10 protein-coding genes are annotated in these 19,141 nt (G+C 64.2%); 7 read left to right on the top strand and 3 right to left on the bottom strand.

Going from position 1 to position 19,141, the window contains the following annotated elements; genetic code table 11:
* Positions 1–316 precede the first annotated feature (316 nt).
* Complete coding sequence (locus GNK13_RS01510) at positions 317–1,429, top strand: hypothetical protein (RefSeq protein WP_164100669.1); 1,113 nt, start codon at positions 317–319, stop codon at positions 1,427–1,429.
* Between the two features lie 234 nt (positions 1,430–1,663).
* Here GNK13_RS01510 and GNK13_RS01505 read toward each other — a convergent pair whose 3' ends face one another.
* Positions 1,664–6,277, bottom strand: coding sequence for a PVC-type heme-binding CxxCH protein (locus GNK13_RS01505; protein WP_164100668.1), 4,614 nt, complete (start codon positions 6,275–6,277; stop codon positions 1,664–1,666).
* A gap of 207 nt (positions 6,278–6,484) precedes the next feature.
* On the opposite strand from GNK13_RS01505, the gene GNK13_RS01500 reads away from it, so the two are divergent.
* Both GNK13_RS01500 and GNK13_RS01495 read left to right on the top strand, forming a co-directional pair.
* Complete coding sequence (locus GNK13_RS01500) at positions 6,485–7,420, top strand: SRPBCC family protein (protein WP_164100667.1); 936 nt, start codon at positions 6,485–6,487, stop codon at positions 7,418–7,420.
* A gap of 314 nt (positions 7,421–7,734) precedes the next feature.
* Positions 7,735–8,475: a DUF4142 domain-containing protein gene (locus GNK13_RS01495; protein WP_164100666.1), complete on the top strand. Its 741-nt coding sequence runs from the start codon at positions 7,735–7,737 to the stop codon at positions 8,473–8,475.
* A gap of 245 nt (positions 8,476–8,720) precedes the next feature.
* Here GNK13_RS01495 and GNK13_RS01490 read toward each other — a convergent pair whose 3' ends face one another.
* A complete protein-coding gene (locus GNK13_RS01490) occupies positions 8,721–10,427 on the bottom strand; it encodes an alkaline phosphatase (protein WP_203328874.1) in 1,707 nt (568 codons plus the stop codon).
* A 135-nt stretch (positions 10,428–10,562) separates the two neighbouring features.
* Complete coding sequence (locus tag GNK13_RS01485) at positions 10,563–11,531, bottom strand: hypothetical protein (RefSeq protein ID WP_164100665.1); 969 nt, start codon at positions 11,529–11,531, stop codon at positions 10,563–10,565.
* 754 nt (positions 11,532–12,285) lie between these two features.
* On the opposite strand from GNK13_RS01485, the gene GNK13_RS01480 reads away from it, so the two are divergent.
* The 4 genes from GNK13_RS01480 (at position 12,286) to GNK13_RS01465 (ending at position 18,929) form a co-directional block, all read left to right on the top strand.
* On the top strand, positions 12,286–14,346 hold the full coding sequence (locus GNK13_RS01480) for an efflux RND transporter periplasmic adaptor subunit (protein WP_164100664.1): 2,061 nt from the start codon (positions 12,286–12,288) through the stop codon (positions 14,344–14,346).
* Positions 14,347–14,862: 516 nt separating this feature from the next.
* Entirely contained in the window at positions 14,863–15,702 is an 840-nt protein-coding gene (locus GNK13_RS01475) for an efflux RND transporter periplasmic adaptor subunit (protein WP_164100663.1), read from the top strand.
* A 12-nt stretch (positions 15,703–15,714) separates the two neighbouring features.
* The gene (locus GNK13_RS01470; protein WP_235934711.1) at positions 15,715–17,952 is read left to right on the top strand and encodes a biotin/lipoyl-binding protein; all 2,238 of its coding nucleotides are present in this window, start codon (positions 15,715–15,717) and stop codon (positions 17,950–17,952) included.
* A gap of 560 nt (positions 17,953–18,512) precedes the next feature.
* Positions 18,513–18,929: a DUF3467 domain-containing protein gene (locus tag GNK13_RS01465; protein WP_164100662.1), complete on the top strand. Its 417-nt coding sequence runs from the start codon at positions 18,513–18,515 to the stop codon at positions 18,927–18,929.
* The last annotated feature ends 212 nt before the right edge of the window (positions 18,930–19,141 follow it).

The raw sequence follows: 19,141 nt of genomic DNA, 5'->3' as shown, positions 1-19,141 counted from the left end.
GGGGGCGGAAGGGGGTGGAGGCGAGCACCGGTGAGAGTCGCGGCAATTGTAATTAGGGGGGAAAACCGCAACAAGCCAACGGCTCTTCGGGAGCCGAACCCGCCCTTTCACTTCTCCGTTGAGCCGTAGGCGCTAGCCTCGGGCCTAATTCGCTCCGCGCCGTGGGAAAACGTTACGCTGCAGCGGGGTTTAGCCACGAGTTCAATCCGTTCGGCAGCGCGGCGGAACCCGCGGCTAGCGCCGTCGGCTCAAAAGTAGATGAACCCGGGAGCTACCGCCCGGCGGCTAATAAACAATTTGGATTAGGCTCTGGTTCATGTCCTACAAAGTCGTATTGGCGGTGACCGGCGGTGGGAGCCGGGTGATTCCGCTCCTGCTGGCCCGCAGTGGAGCTTCGCGGGTGGTCCTCGAGGCGAGCGTTCCCTACCATCCGGCGGCGCTGGCAGAATACGTCGGCGGCCCGGTTGAGGGAGCGTGCTCGGAGGCGACGGCGCTGCGGTTGGCGGTCGCTGCGTACCAGCGAGGCCGGAGGTTTACCGAGGGTGAAAATTCGGGAGCGGTCGCCGGTGTCGGCTGCACCGCGGCGCTGGCGACCGATCGGGTTCGCCGCGGCCGCGATCGCGCGTTCGTGGCGGTCCACGCTGGGGCGCGGTCGCTGACGCTCGCGGCCGATTTTGGGCGTGCCGAGTCGGACCGGGGTGCGGAGGAGACGTGGGTCGCTGAGCTGGTCGCAGCCGCACTGCGCGAGCTGGAGATTTCGGTCGAGGGGCTCTCGCTGCCGTCGTTTCCCACGGTCGCGCGGGAGCACGCCGCTTCGCAAGCGTGGATGGATCTATCGGAAGGAAGGATCGTAGCGGTGGGAAGCGAAGGCGGAGAGGAGGGCGAACGGACTTGGAAGGTACCTCCGGTGCTCCGCAGGCAGGTCGTGTTTCCGGGCAGCTTCAATCCGCTGCACGAAGGGCATCTGCAAATGGCGGAGATCGCCGCCGCGCGTCTGGGGATGCCGGTGACGTTTGAGCTGTCGATCGCCAATGCCGACAAGCCGCCGCTCGACTATCTGACGATCGCCGACCGCGCGCAGCAGTTCACCGCTCGAGGGTTGCCGCTAGTGCTGACCCGCAGTCCCCGCTTCGATCACAAGGCGGCGCTCTTTCCGGGAGCGGTTTTTGTGATCGGTGCCGACACCGCAATCCGCTTGGCCGATCCTCGCTTTTACGACAACGATCCCGGGCGTCGCGACGCAGCCTTGCAGCAAATCGCCAAAGCCGGTTGCCGGTTTCTGCTGTTCGGTCGGCAGATGGGCCAGCGGTTTGCCGATCCCCGCCAGCTCAAACTGCCCGAGGTGATCCGCGAACTTTGCGAGGACGTCCCGCCGAGCGAGTTCCGCAACGACATCAGCAGCACCGAGCTGCGGCGAGAGCGGGAGTAGGGGAAGGGAGGTGGCGATTGTTATCAGCCGCCACGCGCTAGCGTCCGGTTCTCACGGCGCTTCATCACCCTCCCCCCGGGAGGGTCGCGAGGAACGAGCGGGGAGGGCTTCCGCAACGGTGAGTTTCACTTGGGGCTATCGTTAGGGATTGCTCTCCCTCCCCTCGCTGACGCTCGACCCTCCCGGGGGGAGGGTGATGTTGATGAGACGATCTCGCTTCGAACCAATCCTCAACTACTTCCCGCTGCTTAGGCCGATGCCTTCGGGGTTGTCCTTCAGGTAGCGCCAGTTCTTGATGTAGGAGACGAGCTGGGCCATCTCCTCGGGCGTCATCTGGGCTTCGAGACCTTCGGGCATCAGCGACACGCCCGCCGGTTTCAGTTCGAGGATCGCGTCCCGCTCGATCACCACGCGTTCGGCGTTCTGCCGGATCAGCGTGATCGTGTCGGCGGTCTCCTCGGCCAGCACTCCGTCGACCACGCGGCCGTCGTCGGTCAGCGCCAGGTAGCGGAAGTAGCGGTTGTCGATCGCTCGGTTCGGATCGAGGATCGCCGTCAACAGCTGCAGCGGCTGCTGGGTTCGCGAGTCGGAGATATCGGGACCGACGTGGAACCCGACGCCATCGACCTGATGGCAGGCTGCACAGTGCTTGACGAACAGCGCGGCTCCTGGTCGGGGGTCGACTTCGATGTCCAGCGCCGCAGCGTACTTCTTCAGCACCGCCGAGCGGTTCGGGTCGACCGCACCTTGCAGCAGCTTGGTGATCCGCGGTTTGAGTTCGGCGTTTCGCGACGACCCGAGCCGCTGGATTTGGCTGGCGTCGAAGTCACGCACCTTCACCGCTCCCGCCTCGAGCGCCTCGACGAGCGCGGTGAGCGAATCGGAGCGGGCCATGATGGCGTCGAAGATCGCGGTCCGTTCCCGCGGAGTCGCCGTCGTGAAGCGATCGATCAGCCACGGAGCCCGACGCTCGTCGGTGTGCCGCGACCAAGCGGTCACGGCCGCTCCGGCGAGCACGCTGTCCTCGAGCTCTTCGGGCAGCTCCGGAAAGAGCGTCTTGACCAGTTCCGGCGGAGCGTGACCGAGCAGCCGCAGAGCCGCCAGCCGGTTTTCCTTGGGAGCCTCGGTCTCCACGGCGAGGGCCGAGACCCAGTCCCACAGCGGCGCGGCGCCGGCCAGCTCGCCTCGTTTGGCACCGTCGGCCCAGCCAATCGCGACCGACAACCACAACCGCTGGCGACTCGCTTCGGTCGCCTCGCCCGATGCCGCCCCGGTGGCAAAGCGAATCAGGTTTTCGCGAATCCGGCTGCTGGCTTCCGACGGCTGGGGAGCCAGTCGCTTCGCGAGCCGTTCGGCCGTGTCCCAAGTGGCCGCCCCGAGCGTCGCTGACGGCGCGGCTTCGGCGCCGCTCAGGTGGTTCAGCCACTGTTCGTACCAGGCGTCGAGCTGGTCGTTGCAAGCCGCGGTGGCTGCCATCAGCACGTAGGGATCGTCGGCATGACGCACGCCGAGCCAGACTGATTTTTCCAGCCGCGAGGCGGTGGATTGCTGTGGTTGAGAGTCCGACTGCGGAGCGTCCGCGGCTTGCGTGCTGGCCAAATACCAACCGGCGTTCAGTGCTTCGTCCAAGTCCTCGGAGGCGAGTGCCGCGACGGCTGCCTCTTCGAATGGGGCAGCCAGTTCGGGTTGTTGGCGGACGAGTTGCCAGGCGGTCGAACGGAGCCGCGCGTCGCTCGCAGCCAGGAAGCTCTCAACCACTTTGGCATCGAGCGCGCTCCAGAAAGCCAGCAGGTGGGCGGCTCGCAGGCGTCCGTCGAGCGAATCGGAACCCGTGGCCAGTTGCTCCAGAGCGGCGATGGCTTGCGGCGATTTGCGGTCGAGCAACAATCGAGCGGCGGTCGCCCGCATCCACTCGTGCGGATGTTCAAGCAGGCTGACGAGCTCGCTCGTCTCGCGGTCCCGGAGGGGGTTTTCGCGGAGCGAGCGGAAGATTTCGGCCGAGGCTTTTGCATCGAGAATCCCAGCCCGATAGATCCGGCCGCGGTCATCACCGTACCTCGCGTCGGGGCGGTTTTTCAGCTCGGTGGGAACGAAGTCGGGGTGTTCGATCACGGCCCGGTACATGTCGGCGATGTAGATCGCACCGTCGGGGCCTTCGCTGAGATTCACCGGCCGGAACCAGTTGTCGTAGCTGGCCAGCCACTCGCGATCGACCGGCTCGTCGACTACCTGCGTGCGAGCCGCCTCGCGTTTGACCGTGCGGCGGTGGATCAGGTGCCCGGTCGGCTCACAGGTGAAAGCATGGCCGAGTGGTGCGGCCGGCATCCGCTCGGTCGCCGTCACCAGCACGCCGCACGCGGCGGTGAATTGGCCGGCGTGGAGGTTCGAAGTCGTCCAGGCCTGGACCAGCGGATGGACCTGCGAGGCCTCGCCGGCGGGGACCACGTCGCGGGTCAGCGGCACGATGCCCGAGAGCGGGCTCAAGGCCGCGTCCCGCTGCTCGATGGCGACTTCGATGCACGGATTGCGGTTGGTGCAGAAGTAGCGTCGGCCGAGGCGGTCCCAGGTCAGCCCGAACTGCGAAGGACCGGTGATCGCTTCGGCATGCAGCCCGCTGCCGGTTTTGCCCCCAGGGGCGCTTTGGCCGCCACTGGCGCTTCCCCCGAACAACGCGGGCCGCAGGTCGATCCGCATGTCGCGACCGCTGAGATCTAGCCGATCGCTGTTCTCGTCTGCCGCTTGCCCCGTACCTGCTGCTTGGCCCGTGCCTGCTGCTTGGCCCGTGCGGTCGATCGCCGCGGCGGTTCGCAGCCCGTTGGCGATGTACAGCCAGTTGTCGAGGGCGAGCGAGGGATGGTTCGCGCGGAGCTGCGGGTTTTGGTCGGCGAGCCCATCGAACCACAGCTCTTGCTCGTCCGCGACGCCATCGCCATCGGTATCGCGGAGGAACAGCAGGCGACCGGTGGCCGTGACGATCGCTCCGTCTTGCCAGAGCTGCAGCCCGTTGGCGAACGACAGCCGGTCGGCGAATGTTTTCGCCGACTCGTAGCGGCCGTCGAGGTCTTCGTCGCGGAGGATCCGAATCCGGCTGAGCGGCGGGTCGCCAGGATTCGGCGGCCCGGTCGGGTAATCGCTCATCTCGACGACCCACAGATCGCCGCGGTCGTCGAACGCGAAGGCGACTGGATCGATCGCCTGCGGTTCGGCCGCGACCAGCTCGATCGACTGGCCGTCGGGGAGCTCGAACCACTCGAGGCTCGCTTCGGGGCTGAGCGGAGCGGTCGGCGGTTGTTTGGCGGTCGGCGCTTGTTTGGCTGCCGAGTCGGATTCAGCGTCTGCCTGATCAGCGGCGGCGGGCTCAGTGGAATCAAGTTGCTTGAGCAGCCCAGCCAGCGTTTCGACGACTTTGGAATCGGCCGTTTCTTCCAGACAGCTCGTGCGGGCTCGCCAGGTCGTGTAGCCACCGAGGGAGAACTGATCGGCGGTGGGCAGGTAGCCGTTGAAGCCGTTGGCCAGTCCGATGTTCATCGTCATCGCGAAGGGGCTCGCGGCTTTGATCGCTTTGCCGACCGCGTTGTAAGCCTCGCAGGGGTTCGCGGCGATCGCCAGCGAGCCGATGCGGATTCCTTGCAAGGGAAGCTCCCGCGTGGTGGGCATCTCGCTCAGCAGTACCGTGTCGCGGGCGTAGGTCTCTTCGACGTTCTGCGGCAAGCGGTCGCCGAGCCGGGTGCTGACGTAGCGTTTCGCCTCCTGCAGCTCTTCGCTCGAGGGCATGCGGGCGTCGACCGTGAGTGTCGCCGTGGCGGCGTCGATCGGAGCGGCCGCCGTGTACTCGACCTGCGGCAGTCGCTCGAGAATCAGGCCCGCGACGTAGTGGCCGACATCGTGGTGCGTGAACGGCTCCCGCGGTTTGCTGAAGTCGATGCAGTTGGCGTCGCCGCTGGTGCCGTTGGCCATCAGTCCGACGAAGGCGGAGGGATCGTCCGGGCGGAGTTTTTGGGCCAGCTCGCGGCAGACGACGCCAAAATAATCCGCCGAGAGCGCCGGTGAGCCGGCGTAATGGGTATTGAAGCTGGCCAGGACGGCGAGCGGTTTTCCGTCGGCCGTTTGAACCGAGAGGATCGGGATCTCGGGATCGACTTCGGCGGTCGGCCGGATCTGGTTGGGATTCTCGTGCCCAGGATTCATGACCGCTTTGTTCTCGCTCCGCCCGGTGAACCGTTCGGTCCGCGCGGTTCCCGGTTTCATCAGCCAGCGACGGCAGTGGATATAGCGCTCGGCGGTGGCGGACGTGAAGCCCACGCGGGCCGGTTGCAATCGCTCGTGCGCCGTGGCGATGCCGTGCGCGATCTTGGCCGGGAGGGCTGCCGCGTAATCCTCCTGCACGGGCGTGCCGTGGGCGGGATAGGAGGCGGGAGCCGAGTGGGTGTGGGTGGCCGAGATCAGGATGTGCTCGACCGGGATCTGCGTTTTCTCGTGCGCCAGTCGCTTGGCCTCGTCCATCAGTTCGGTCGGCAGCACGCAGCTATCGACGACGCAGATCGCCACCGTGTGGCGGCCGTCGCTGAGGACCAGCGAGCGGGCGTGCAGCGGGTCGTGGATGCGATCGGCTTTCGTGCCGACAAAGCCGCCGTTGACCCAGACCGGAAGCGTCTCGGGATCGATGTTCTGGGCGTACGCACCGGCTTGCAGGCCGGTCGGGGCGTTGTCCGCAGATGCGTCGTCAGCGGTGGGTTCGTTCGCGGTTCCTCGGCTCGAAAGGAAGAGGAGGCTTCCGGCGAGGAGGATCAGGAGGGGGCGAACAGGGGCTCGGGAAGCGAGCCGGGTGGGGAGCCTGGTAGGCCGCATGGGGAGTTCTCCGCAACTGAGAGGGGTCTCGAGAGAGGATAACTACTAATTTGGCGTGGTGCCTCACGGAGCGACGCAAAAATCTCCTCGTGCGGCCGGGAACGCCTGGGCCAGGAGCGCGCGGCGCGGTAATTGCTAAAGCTGGGGACGAAGCGTCAGTCGCGAACGCAAAAAGCTAAGCCCAACCCCTTCAGGAGTCGGAAGACGATGACGAGCCCCAATGAATCCGCATCGGCTCTACACGCTGGTGGCCAACCGCAGGAGACGCAGCACGGCGGTGGCCACTCGCTGGTGCCGCACTGGGCGGAGGATTGGTCCAGCCACCTGCCCGGGCGCTCGGCAATCCTCAATCCGCCCCAAAACATCAGCAATTCCGAGCGGTGGGCTTCGACGGCTGTCGGAGGCCTGCTGACCGTGTTCGGCTTGCTCCGCGGCAAGACGGCCGGCTACGTCGCCGCCGGGGCCGGAGCGTGTCTGCTCTACCGCGGGCTCACCGGGCATTGCTACGGCTACGAGATGCTGGGGATCGACACGGCCGAGTACCATCCGCACGCCGGTGTGCCGGCACAGCAGGGAGTGCGGGTCGAGGAAGAGATCAAGATCCGCCGCGCGCCGGAGCAAGTCTTCGCCTTCTGGCGCGATGTGGAAAATTTGCCCCAGTTCATGCGGCACCTCAAAAGCGTCGACGCGATCGATTCGCGGCGCTCGCACTGGGTCGCCGAAGGACCGCTCGGAGTGCAGGTCCAGTGGGATGCGGAAATCTTTAACGAACGCAGCGGCGAGATGATCGCCTGGCGGTCGCTTCCCGGCGGTGACGTGCAAACTGCCGGCAGCGTTCACTTCGAATCCTCCGGACCGGACGGGGCGACGATCGTGCGAGTCTCGATGAAGTACAACCCACCGGCGGGCAAGGCCGGGGAAGCAGTCGCCTCGTGGCTCGGCAGCGGCCTGGAGCAACAAGTTTGCGAGGATCTGGAAAAACTCAAGCAGGTGCTCGAAGCGAGCGAGGGAACTGCAGGCAGCAAACCCGCTGCCGGACCGAACGCTGCCGGACCGAACGCTGCCGGACCCAACGCTGAAGACCAAAGCTCCAGCGGCAGCACCTCGGGGGGCACCGGCACCCGACCGCCGGCGGAAAGCTGAGATTTCAGGTGTGAAATCTGAAAGTGGTGCTTCGAAAACAGGGATGGAGGTTGAACCGCGGCTAGCGCAGATAACACGGATCGTTCGTTTTCGAACTTTCTCTTTATCCGCGTTCTTGGTGCTATCCGCGGTCGCTTTCCTTTCCGTGCATTTTCGTGTCCTTCCGTGCCCACCAATCCTGTGATTCGCGGTTGTCGCCCCGGCTCGGATCGCCTCGAGCGGGAATGCCGTTTGCTTCGCCAGCGAGCCAATCGACCAGCACGATTGTCGGTGTTGGTCCTCCCCCGGTCGGTCTGTTTTTTAAGGGTCAAATGATGAGACGGATGTTTAATGTGGCGGCGGCGTGTGTGGTGGCACTGGCTCCCGCTTCCTTGGCTTGGAGCCAGCAGAACGAGGTGGTTGAAGCCCGCGCTCAGGCCGATGAGCAGCGGCCCAACCGGGCAGGCCGTGAAGAGGCCGCGGCGAATCGGGGAGTTAGCCAGTTGGCGACACTGATTGCGCTGGGCAACCACATGGAGATCGAACTCGGTCAGCTCGCTGCGCAAAAGTCGAACAACGAGCAGGTTCGCCAGTTCGCGCAGAAGATGGTGCGGGCGCACACCGAGTACCAACAAAAGCTCGAACCGTTCAATCCGCAGATGGCCGCGGGCAACCGCAACCGTCAGCGGCTCGAGGCGGCCGGTGAGCGTCAACGAGAAGCTCGTGCCGAGCGGCAGCAGTCTGCCGCCGGTCGCCCGCTGCGAGGGGACGGGCCCGGCGCCCAGGTCGCCTTGATGCCAATCATCCGCGATGCCGCCCAGCGGAATCTCGAGATGACTAAGGAGATGCTCTCGAACTACGAAGGGCAGGACTTCGACATGGGCTATCTCGGCCAACAGATCATCGCCCACACGGAGATGTTGGCGAAGCTGCAGGCGATGCAAGGCAAGGGCACGCCCGAATTCCAGCAGGTCGTCGAGCAGGGGATGGAGGCTACCCAAGGGCACCTCGAGATGGCGAAGTCGCTGGCCCGCACGTTCGAAGACCGAGAGCGAGCCGGAGAGCGGGACAACTAAGGACGCCGCTCGAACATTCTGTCAGCCGCCGAGCGCGAGCCCGAACTGCTCATCAGCCGCCGGGCGCTAGCCCACGGTTTCCACAAGCGCCGGGAAAACCGGACGCTAGCGCGTGGCGGCTGATTCTTTTGCGTCACTCGCCGAGCGCGAGCCCGAACTGCTCATCAGCCGCCGGGCGCTAGCCCACGGTTCCCGCAAGCGCCGGGAAAACCGGACGCTAGCGCGTGGCGGCTGATTCTTTTGCGTCACTCGCCGAGCAGCGCTTCGGGGCGGGTCAGGTGGAAGTAATGGCCGTGGTCGGCGGTCAGGATCACGGCGGTCGAGTCCCAAGCGTCGTTCGCTTCGACCCATTCGGTGACCGCCGTGAAGGCATCGGCACCGCTGTGCACCGCACCGATCGCATTGTCGATGTTGTTGGCGTGATTCGCCCAGTCGACGTCGCCCGCTTCGACCAGCAACCAAAAACCTTCTGGATCTTTCTCCAGCACCGAAAGTGCGGCGCGGGTCATTTCGGCCAGCGTCGGATTCTCGGTGATGTCCGCTTCGCTGTAGGTATCAGAGCCGGTGACGTCGTACGTCGGGTTGTACGAACCATCAGCGGTCTGGAAGGGGAGGTTTCCTCCGCTGGCACCAAAGATCCCCAACAGCCGGTGGTTGCCAGCCCGCGCTTCGGCGGCTGCTTTGGCGAGCACTTCACTGCCGTCGCGCCCGGCCGTCCGCTCGACGGTCACATACGGCCCACCCTCTTCCAGGCTCACGCGGCGGACATCGGCCATCGAGATGAACTTGTTGCCCGGAACATAGTTGGTTCCCTGTCCTGCATCTTTGTCCTTCGTTTCTCCCCAGCCACCACCGAGCACGACATCCGCTCCCGGCAGCGGCTTGCTACGGTGGGCCACCGACGGCAAACCAATTTGGTCGCGGGAAATGTCCTGGTAGTCGTTGCGGCTGACGTTGTTCGCGTATCCGCTGGCCGGAGTCGCGTGGCTATTCGGCACACTGCTGACCAGACCAATCGCAAATCCTCGTTCCCGCTGCAAGGTGCGGGCGATTGGTTCGACTTGCGTTCCGTCGGCGGCCACGTTGATCGCCGCGTTATAGGTTTTGATGCCGGAGGTCATCGAGGTGGCCGAGCTGGCCGAGTCGGTGACCGTATGCGGCTGGGTGCGATCGAGACCGATCAAGTAATCTCGGCTGGGGGGAGTTGCCCACGGCGCGTCGCCGCCGAGCCGCGGGTCGTAACCGCCGGTCGAGTCCGCGTCGGGATCGAGCACCAACTGGGCATCCACGTCAACCTTATTCTTCCCGCGGTGGGGAGAGGTGACGAAGTAGCCGAAATCTTTGGAGACTCCCTCATAATCCTGGAACGACAATCCGGTGCCGGCTCCTTCGGTGTAGGCCACGCGTCCGGTGGCCTGAATCGCAGCGGCCTGCGTGGTCTGCCAGTCCATGCCGTCGAAAACGATCAGGATGACGTGCCGCTTGCCCTCGCGAATCGCCTGTTGCTGCAAGTCGTAGATGTTCGTCTGGTCGAAGTACTTGGCGTCGGAATTGAGCGTGCCTTCGGGAACGCGACCGTACAGCTTTCGCAGCGACTCTTCCGAGTGATACGGGTTCTCGTCTTCCCGCACGGCATCCAGCGAGACGCCGAAGGTGTACACCGGGATCAGTCGGTTCGAGTGGTTCGTCCAGGTCGAGAATCGCTGCGGATCGAAACCCCAGTAGCCCCAGTCGGCCTTGGCGGCGGTAACAGCCTGCTCTTGCAGCGAGCGAACGATATCGGTTTGCGAAGACGCGGCGGTCGCCTCGCCCTTCGCCGGTGCGTCTTGGGCGGCCGTGTCTTGGGCGGCCGTGTCTTGGGCGGCCTTGTCTTGGGCGGCCTTGTCTTGAGCCGACACCGCGGAGGCAGTCAGAAATAGTAAGGCGAGAGCGATCGACTTGGAGCAGGGCATGGATTTCCTGGCGTTGGCGTTGGCGTTAGCGTTAGCGGGGCGGGGCTGGTGACAATGGCGGAGCGACGCGCGTGCATGCAGTTTAGCCCCTCGTGGGAAGGCGAAAACGTCCCCACTCAGAATCTTCATGGCTGCTCAGCCGCCCGGCGTGGACTTGCGTCGTTCCGGTTTGGCCACCACCCGCAGCGTCGGCAACACCGCTCCTCCGCCATGGAACGTCCGCCCGCTCGGCAGATAGTGATCGAACATGAACACGCCGGCGCGGACCGAGGCGTTGCGGGCACAGCGAAGGATTGCGGGGTGGCCACATTCGGGGCAGCGGACGCGGAGCCCGTGCGCGTCGAGCAGCTGGTGGATGCTGCGGAGGAACTGCAGGTTCTCGTCGAACGAGCCGAACGTCGCTCCGGCGTGCTGCTGCAGATGGTGCTCGATCGCCAGTCGAATCGAACGCTGGATGCCGTGGATCTGCTGGCCGAGTCGCTCGAGTCCCTGATGGGCTTCGGAGATCGAGAGGTGCGAAACCCGCATCCGCCGCAGCATCTCCGGTTGGAGTGCCACGAGCACGCTGCGGAGCGCCGGCAGATAGATCGACGAGTGCTGGTCCCAATCGTCACCCCAGCTGGGCTGGATATCGGTGATCACCAATTGAAACGCCCCAACCGCCCCGGGCGTTTCGCTCGTCCTGGCCGTTTCGCTCATCTCTGGCGATTCGCTCGGCCTAGTGGAGTCGCGGGGGCCATGGATCGGGCCGACCAGCATTGCCGCCGGAAGCTCTTCAAAGCATTCGGCCAGCGGCTCGGAGGCATCGCAGAGCGCGAGCACCGCTTCGTCGAGCGAGGCGAGCTCGGCGGCGGAAAAAGCTAGCGAGTCGAAGCCAATTCGCGAAGCGGGCTGCAGAGTGCTCGCTTCGGAAGTGCGAAACCAGACGCTCGCCGCAGCCGCCCCGAACACTCGACGCAGCACGTCGAGCACTTCTTCCAAGAACGTCTCGAGCGGCTGAGTGTCGTCGCAGATCCGCCGAAGGCGATCGATTTGCGCAGCGATCCGCACCCGGCCGACGCGTGGGAGGGGGCGGAGCGTTTCGACCAAAGCGGCGTGGTTCATCCTCTTCCTTCACCTGGGGCGGGGGAGCCGCCCTTCAGTCTGATTGCCCGCCCGGTTCGCACAACTGCCACGATCGGGGGAATTCCGCGCGGGTGATGCGGGACCTGCCGCAATGAGCGCTGAGCCCCTACGGGATGCTGAATCCGGATTATCCATCAGCCGCCGGGCGCTAGCCCGGATTATTCATCAGCCGCCGGACGCTAGCCCGGATTATTCATCAGCCGCCGGGCGCTAGCCCCCGGTTCCCGAAAACGGTTAGGGAGCCCGAGCCTGCGGGGAGCCCGAGCCTGCGGGAACTGGGGCTCTGACGCCCGCGGTGCGGGGCGAGTTCCCCTGCGGCGACGAAGTTCCCCGTCTTCTCGTAGCGGCCGCCCATCGGGCCCGGCCGGAGCGGGCACTTTTTCGGCTCGCGTTTCCTTGTGGCTTATACTAAAAGTATAAAACCCCCTCGGAAAGGCTGGGAATGTCGGCAAAATGCCGATTTTCGCGGGAACCATTACGCCGTTCCCTTCGTCGAACCGGCACCTGCGGCAGGCGGGCGACCGGCCCACCATGGCACCGGTTTCTGGCTCCCCAGGACGGGGTGCTCTCGGTGGGCTGGCGACAATTTCGAAACAACCGTCAGCGTCGGCTGTCGGCGCGGCAGAAAAAGACGAAAGCGTGGTCCGAAAGTCGGCGCGAGTGGCCCAGGGGACTTACGGTGGACGCGATCGAAAAGCGAATTCCCATTCGTCCGGACTGAAACGAGCGGTAGATGACAGTCAATCAGCAAACGGTCGAAGAGACAAAGCAGCAGATCCGGACTCTGGTCAATGAGATCGCGGCGCTGAGCAAGGGCGGAGCGCCGGCCGAAGAGTTCTATCCCCAGTTCTTGCAGCGGGTGATCACGGCGCTGGCAGCCGTCGGCGGTGCGGTCTGGGTGTTTGACGAAGACCGTCAGCTGCGGCTGCAGTACCAGATCAATATCAGCGAGCCGCTGCTGCAGGAGGAGAGCGACGACGCGGCACGGCACAACCGGCTGATGCGGCGGGTCGCCGGTGCCGGGCAATCGCTGTTGGTTCCGCCCTACAGCGGGACGACCGACGGCGAAGCGGAAGGCAACCCCACGCGGTACTTGCTGGTCCTCGCTCCGCTCAAGCACGACAAGCACATCGAGGGGCTGATCGAAGTTTTTCAGCGCCCCGACGCGGCCCCGGCGACGCAGCAAGGCTACCTGCGGTTTTTGCAGCAGATGGCCGAGCTCGGCGGCGAGTGGCTCAAGAACGAGCGGCTGGCGCATTTCTCCGACCGCCAGCTGCTCTGGCAGCAGGCCGACACCTTTGCCCGGCTGTCGCACGAAACGCTCAACCTGAAAGAAACCGCCTACATCGTCGCCAACGAGGGGCGACGGCTGATCGGTTGCGACCGCGTCAGCGTGGCGATTCTCAAGGGGCGGAAGTGCAAGGTCCAAGCGATCAGTGGCCAGGACACGATCGAGAATCGCTCGAACATCGTCGCCGCGCTGAACAAATTGGCCACCCGCGTCGTCGCTGCCGGCGAACCGCTTTGGCACGACGGCACGGCCGAGGATCTCCCGCCGCAGATTGAAGAAGCGCTCGAGGAATACGTCGACCAATCGTACGGCCGCCACATCGCCGTGCTCCCGTTGCGGGAGCCGGTTCGCGGCGATGCACCCGAAGCGGGCGGTGCCGCTGGGGAGATCGACCGCGATGGAGCCCACCGCGGAGACACGATCGGCGCCTTGATTGTCGAGCAGATCGAGAGCACGCTCCCGCCGGAGATTTTTCACAACCGGGTGAATCTGGTTTACGAGCACGGCACCCGCGCGATCGCCAACTCGCTCCGCTACGACAACCTGTTCCTGATGCCGCTCTGGCGAGCCTTGGGCCGTGCGAGCTGGATCGTCCGGGCCCGCACGCTCCCGAAAACGCTGGCCGTCGTCGCGCTGCTGGCGGTCCTGGTCTTGGCCGCGGTCTTCGTGCCCCTCGAGTTGGAACTGGAAGCCAACGGTACGCTCGAGCCGAATGTCCGCCGCCAGATCTTCGCGCCGATCGATGGCGAAGTCGTCCAGGTTCTGGTCGACCATGGACAAACGGTCCAAGCCGGGCAGGAACTGCTGCGGCTGCAGAACCGCGAGCTCGACCTCAAAATTTCGGAGCTGCAAGGACAGCTCGCACGCGCCGATGAGGAACTGCTGAGCGTTAAAGCCCAGCTCTCATCGCGGGGGCTCGAACCGAGTGAATCGGTCAAGCTGCAAGGGGAAGAACTGCAGCTGAAAGGTCAGATCGAAACGCTCGAAAATTCGATCGCCCTGCGGCAAATGCAGGCCGACCAGCTGATCGTCCGGGCGCCGATCGACGGCATGGTGACGACCTGGGATCTCGAAAAGACGCTCCGCTCGCGGCCGATCGTGACCGGACAGGTGATGTTGGAGCTGGCCGATCTCACCCAGCCGATGCACCTCAAGCTGGCAATGCCCGACAAACGGATGGCTCACCTGGAGCACCGGATCGCCGAATTGGCTGCCCAAGGGCGGCTCGATGAGGGGCTCGATGTCGACTTCATCCTCGCCACCGACCCGGATCAGTCGCTGCAAGCGGGGCTCGACATCGCCAGCATCGAGCAGCGCACACAAACCGACGCCGACGAGGGCGAAGTCGTTCGCATGAAGGCTTATCCGGATGACGCTTCGATGAGCATGCTGCGGCCACGGCCGGGAGCCAAAGTGATCGCCGACGTCCGGGTCGGCAAGCGAGCCGCCGGATTCGTCCTCGGCCACGAAGTCTACGAATGGCTCTGCACATTCTTCTTCTGAGTCGCCCCCCTCCTTCTCTCCCGCCGATCGACCTCTCTTCTTCAGTCAACCTCCTTGGGCTCACAGATGAAATCCACGCGTCTGGTACTGTTCACTGTTCTGCTCGTCGCAGCGGTCGCCGCACCGTCGTGGCTTCTGACCGCCGGGGGCCAGGATACGGCGCCTCGCGGACAATCGTCCCGTACGCCTAATGCCAGTGGGCCTGCTGCCAGTGGTCCTGCTGCCAATGGTCCCGCTCGCGGTGATCGGCCCGCCGCGCCGCTCCCCGCCTTCGGTTTGCCTCCGGCCGCCGCTGCCAACCCGGCTGCTTCCAACCCGGCTGCTTCCGGCGCTCGGGTTTCGCCCGGAGTCCCCCCCGCGGCCGGCACGCTTCCTCCGGCTGCGGCCCCGCGCCCGAATGGCACTGCGCGTTCGAACGGCACTGCTCGCCCAAACGGTACTCAGCGTTCGGCGGCTCGAGCTCCGTCGGCCTCCGGCTCCGAGTCGTCGCCCGGCTATGTCGAGACGGAGAACTCGATGGTGATTCTGATCAACAACGTCCGCGTCCCGGCCCAGGTCGAAGGGGTGCTGACGGCGATCGGAGTCGAGGAGGGAGATTTGGTCGAGGCGGGGCAGACGCTGGCGGTGATCGACGACCAGAAGGCGCAGCTGACGCTGTTGCTGACCATGGCGCAAGAGAAGGAAGCCGAGCTGAACGCGCTGAACACGATCAATCGTCGCGATGCTGAGCAGAGCGAGGAGCTGGCTCGCGAGGAAGCGGTGGCCTACGCCGATCTGGCCCGTCAGGGAGCGACGCCGACCTGGGAAGCTCGCGCCAAGGCGCTCGAAGCGAATCGCGCAAAACTGCGGATCGAGCTTGCCGAACTGAACGAGCGAATCGCCCAGGCTCAGTACATGGCGAAGAAATCGGAGCGGGAGCTTGCCGAACTGGAGGTCGCCCGCCGCAAGATTACGGCTCCGTTCGGAGGTTTTGTCGAACTCCGCGTGGCCCAACTCGGCGAGTGGGTGCAACCGGGATCGCCGATCGTCCAGCTGGTGCAAATGGACCGCCTGCGGGCTCAGGGAGCTGTCTCGGCGGTCGATCCCGACTCGCTCGTCACGCCGGGAATGCCGGCGGTGGTGGAGTTCAATCTCGGCGGCGGCCGAACCGAGCGGATCAATGGCGTGGTGGGCTTCGTCGGCAACGACGTCGACATCAGCAATCGCCGCCGCGTGTGGGTCGAATTCGAGAACAAACGCGTTGGCGACGATTGGTTGATCAAGCCGGGGATGGTGCCGGTGATCCGCATCGACAACTCCCGGATTCCTGAACCCAACGTGGGTCAAGCCGCCGCGGCTGGCAACGCGAATCGCTAAGGCCGACTCCCTATGACTTCACTTGCCGAAAGTCTGGTCAGCAGCTCATCGCGGTCGCTGTCGGTGCGAAAACGCCCCGACCTGCGGAGCAGCCGGCATCAGTACCAGGGAACCGGGTACTGGATCGTCAAGGAGCCGGTGGGGCTGCAGTACTACCGGTTCCACGAGGAGGAGTATTTCATCCTCCAAATGCTCGACGGGCACGTCAGCCTCGATCAGATCAAGGAGGGTTTTGAGGCCCGCTTCGCACCCCAGAAAATCACTTTCGGCGACCTGCAGCAGTTCATCGGCATGCTGCACCGCAGCGGGTTGGTGATCAGCAATTCGCCCGGCCAAGGCCGAGCGCTGCAGAAACGTGGAGCCAAGAAAAAGCAGAAGGAGTTGCTCGGGCGCGCGGCGAACATTTTTGCGCTGCGATTTCGCGGCGTGGACCCCGAGCGATTTCTAAATCGTTTGCTGCCCTGGTTTGGGTGGATGTTCACGATCCCGGCATTGATCGGTTTCGTTCTGCTATTCCTCTCCGCCGGGCTGCTGATCGCCACGCAGTTCGACACGTTCTACGAAAAGCTGCCCACGTTCCAGCAGTTTTTTGCCGCCGACCGTTGGCTGTATCTCGCGGCGACGATGGCATTCGTGAAAGTTCTGCACGAGCTCGGCCACGGTCTGAGTTGTAAGAAGTTTGGCGGCGAGTGCCACGAATTGGGATTCATGCTGCTCGTCTTCACGCCTTGCCTGTATTGCAACGTCTCTGACTCGTGGATGCTTCCCAATAAGTGGAAACGCGTCTGGATCGGTGCCGGCGGGATTTATGTGGAAATGATTCTGGCCTCGATCGCCACCTTCTTGTGGTGGTTTAGCGAGCCGGGGCTGCTGAATGACCTCTGCTTGAACATGATGTTTTTGAATGCGGTCAGCACGATCGTCGTCAACGGCAACCCGCTGCTGAGGTTCGACGGTTATTACATCTTGATGGACATTTTGGAGATTCCGAATCTCCGCCAGAAAAGCACGGAAATTCTCAAGCGTTGGTTTCAGCAGACTTGCTTGGGAATGGAGTTGCAGGACGACCCGTTCCTGCCGCGTCGCAACCGTTTGATGTTCGGTCTCTATACCGTCGCTTCGGTGATCTACCGCTGGGTCGTGGTGTTTTCGATCTGCTGGTTCGTGATCAAAGTTTTGGAACCCTACGGATTGGCGGTACTGGGCCGCACGATCGCACTGGCAGGGTTTGCTGGATTGATCGGCCAGCCGATCTGGAAGACGATTCAATTTGTCCGCACTCCTGGGAGGTTGCAGAAGGTGAAAAAGGGCCGTTTGGCGATGACGCTGGGACTCGTCGGCGCGGTCGTGTTGGCCGTCTGCTACGTGCCGCTGCCTCACCACATCGATTGTGCGTTCGAGGTTCGCCCGGCACAGGCTTCGCGCGTTTATGCGGGGACGCGAGGACGGATCGTGGAGACCGTGAAGCCGGGCCAGGTTGTCCGCGAGGGTGATGTGCTCGCTCGCTTGGAAAACGTCGACCTGCAGATTCGCGTGGCCGAGTTGCGCGGCGAGGAGCGGTTGGCGTTCGAGCGGATGCGGACGCTCGAGCGACTCTTCCACAACGATCGCGAGGCCGCGACGGGGCAGCAACCGGCTCAGCAGCGGCTGATCGTTTCGCTAGCCGACTCGCGAAGCAAAGCCGAGGATGAGATCGAACGCTTGACGATCCGAGCCAAGCGAGACGGCGTGGTCCTCCCCCCGCCGCGGAAAGAACCCCAGCCCGGTGAAGAGGACCGGCTGCCGAACTGGACCGGTTCGCCGCTGGACGAAGAAAATCTGGGGGCTCTGCTCGGCGAAGATGACTTGCTGTGCTTGATTGGCGATCCCCATGACCTGGAAGCCACCCTGGTGATCGACCAGGGCGATATCCAACTGGTCCGCGAAGGCATGGAAGTTGAACTGAAACTCGATGCCGCGCGGATCGAGACCTTTGAAGGGATCTTGGAAGAAATCTCCGAAGCGGAGTTGGATGCCGCTCCCGCATCGCTTGCCAGCCAAGCAGGTGGTGGGCTGCAGACCGAGATCGATCCGAGCACCGGTCAACCCAAACCGCGAAGCATCTCCTACCAAGGCCGCGTGCCGCTGAATATTGACGAACTGCCGCTGCGGATCGGCTATCGAGGCAATGCCAAAGTGCACACCGAACCACGCTCGCTCGGCTGGAGGCTGTGGAGAATCATTACTCAAACGTTTGCATTCGAGCTGTAGTCGTTATAACCGTTGCATCTCCGTCATGTCTCCTGGGTCTCCTATTTGTCCCTGTTTTGCAAGGTGTCACCAAACGAGGCTTTAAGTCAACTGGGCGAGGCGCTGTCAGAAAACCCTGAGCCGACGGCGCTAGCCGCGGTTGCTGCAGCGGAAATTCCGAGCGTGCGAAGGCCCGAGGCGCTGTCAGAAAACCCTGAGCCGACGGCGCTAGCCGCGGTTGCTGCAGCGGAAATTCCGAGCGTGCGAAGGCCCGAGGCTAGCGCCTACGGCTCACCCGAGGCTAGCGCCTGCGGCTCAAGGGAGAGCTGAGCAGACCGCTGCGGGGCAATATTACCGGAATGCAGAAAGGATTTGCCAAGATTGGAAAAGAAACCTACTCATTCAGGGTGCCTTTCCTTACCCCCTAATGTTGCACCTTGATAGACGACCGTTACCATACGGCATCGATCAAGCTCATTGTTTTGAACGTGCGTCGGCCCCGATCCCGCCCGGCGATGCGTCACGATCCGAAGCGGGAGAACCTACTGATTTGATCGCCCCCTCGAGAGGAGAGACTGGTAATGGCTGAGACCGAGACCCCCAAGAGCGACGCACCCGAAGCAGCTGCCCCCGAAGCCGCCACTCCCGCGGCTCCCGCCCCGGCCGAAGCGGCGCAGACCCGCCAGCAGCCGGTTCAGGTCCAGGTGAACGACGATCAGGCGCACGCCACCTACGCCAACTTCTGCCGCGTGACCGGCTCGCCCGAAGAATTGATCGTCGATTTCGGGCTGAACCCCCAGCCGATCGGAGTTCCCAAGGAGCCGATCAAGGTCAATCAGCGGATCATCCTGAACTTCTACACCGCCAAGCGATTGCTGGCCGCGCTGCAGATGTCGGTGGCTCGCCACGAGGCGGTCTTCGGCGTGCTCGAGACCGACATCAACAAGCGGGTCCGTCCGCAGAACCAGCCGGGCGGCAAGCAACAGCAGCAACAGTAAACCGCTTCGTCGCCGCTTCGGCCGCGACGACCGCAACAAAACAAAAGCCGCGTCGGCCGAGTGCCGAGGCGGCTTTTTGTTTTGCTTTGCGCTCCCGGAGAGGTCGTGCAGTTTTCCGGTCCCCTCTCCCCCGCGGCTTGGCTGCGAACGAAAGTTCCGCAGCCAAGCCGTGGGGGAGAGGGCTAGGGTGAGGGGGCCGGTTGCCGGCCGCT

Source organism: Candidatus Laterigemmans baculatus (genome assembly GCF_010367455.1).
Taxonomy (GTDB): domain Bacteria; phylum Planctomycetota; class Planctomycetia; order Pirellulales; family Pirellulaceae; genus Laterigemmans; species Laterigemmans baculatus.
This window is presented reverse-complemented; position numbering and strand designations above follow the sequence as displayed.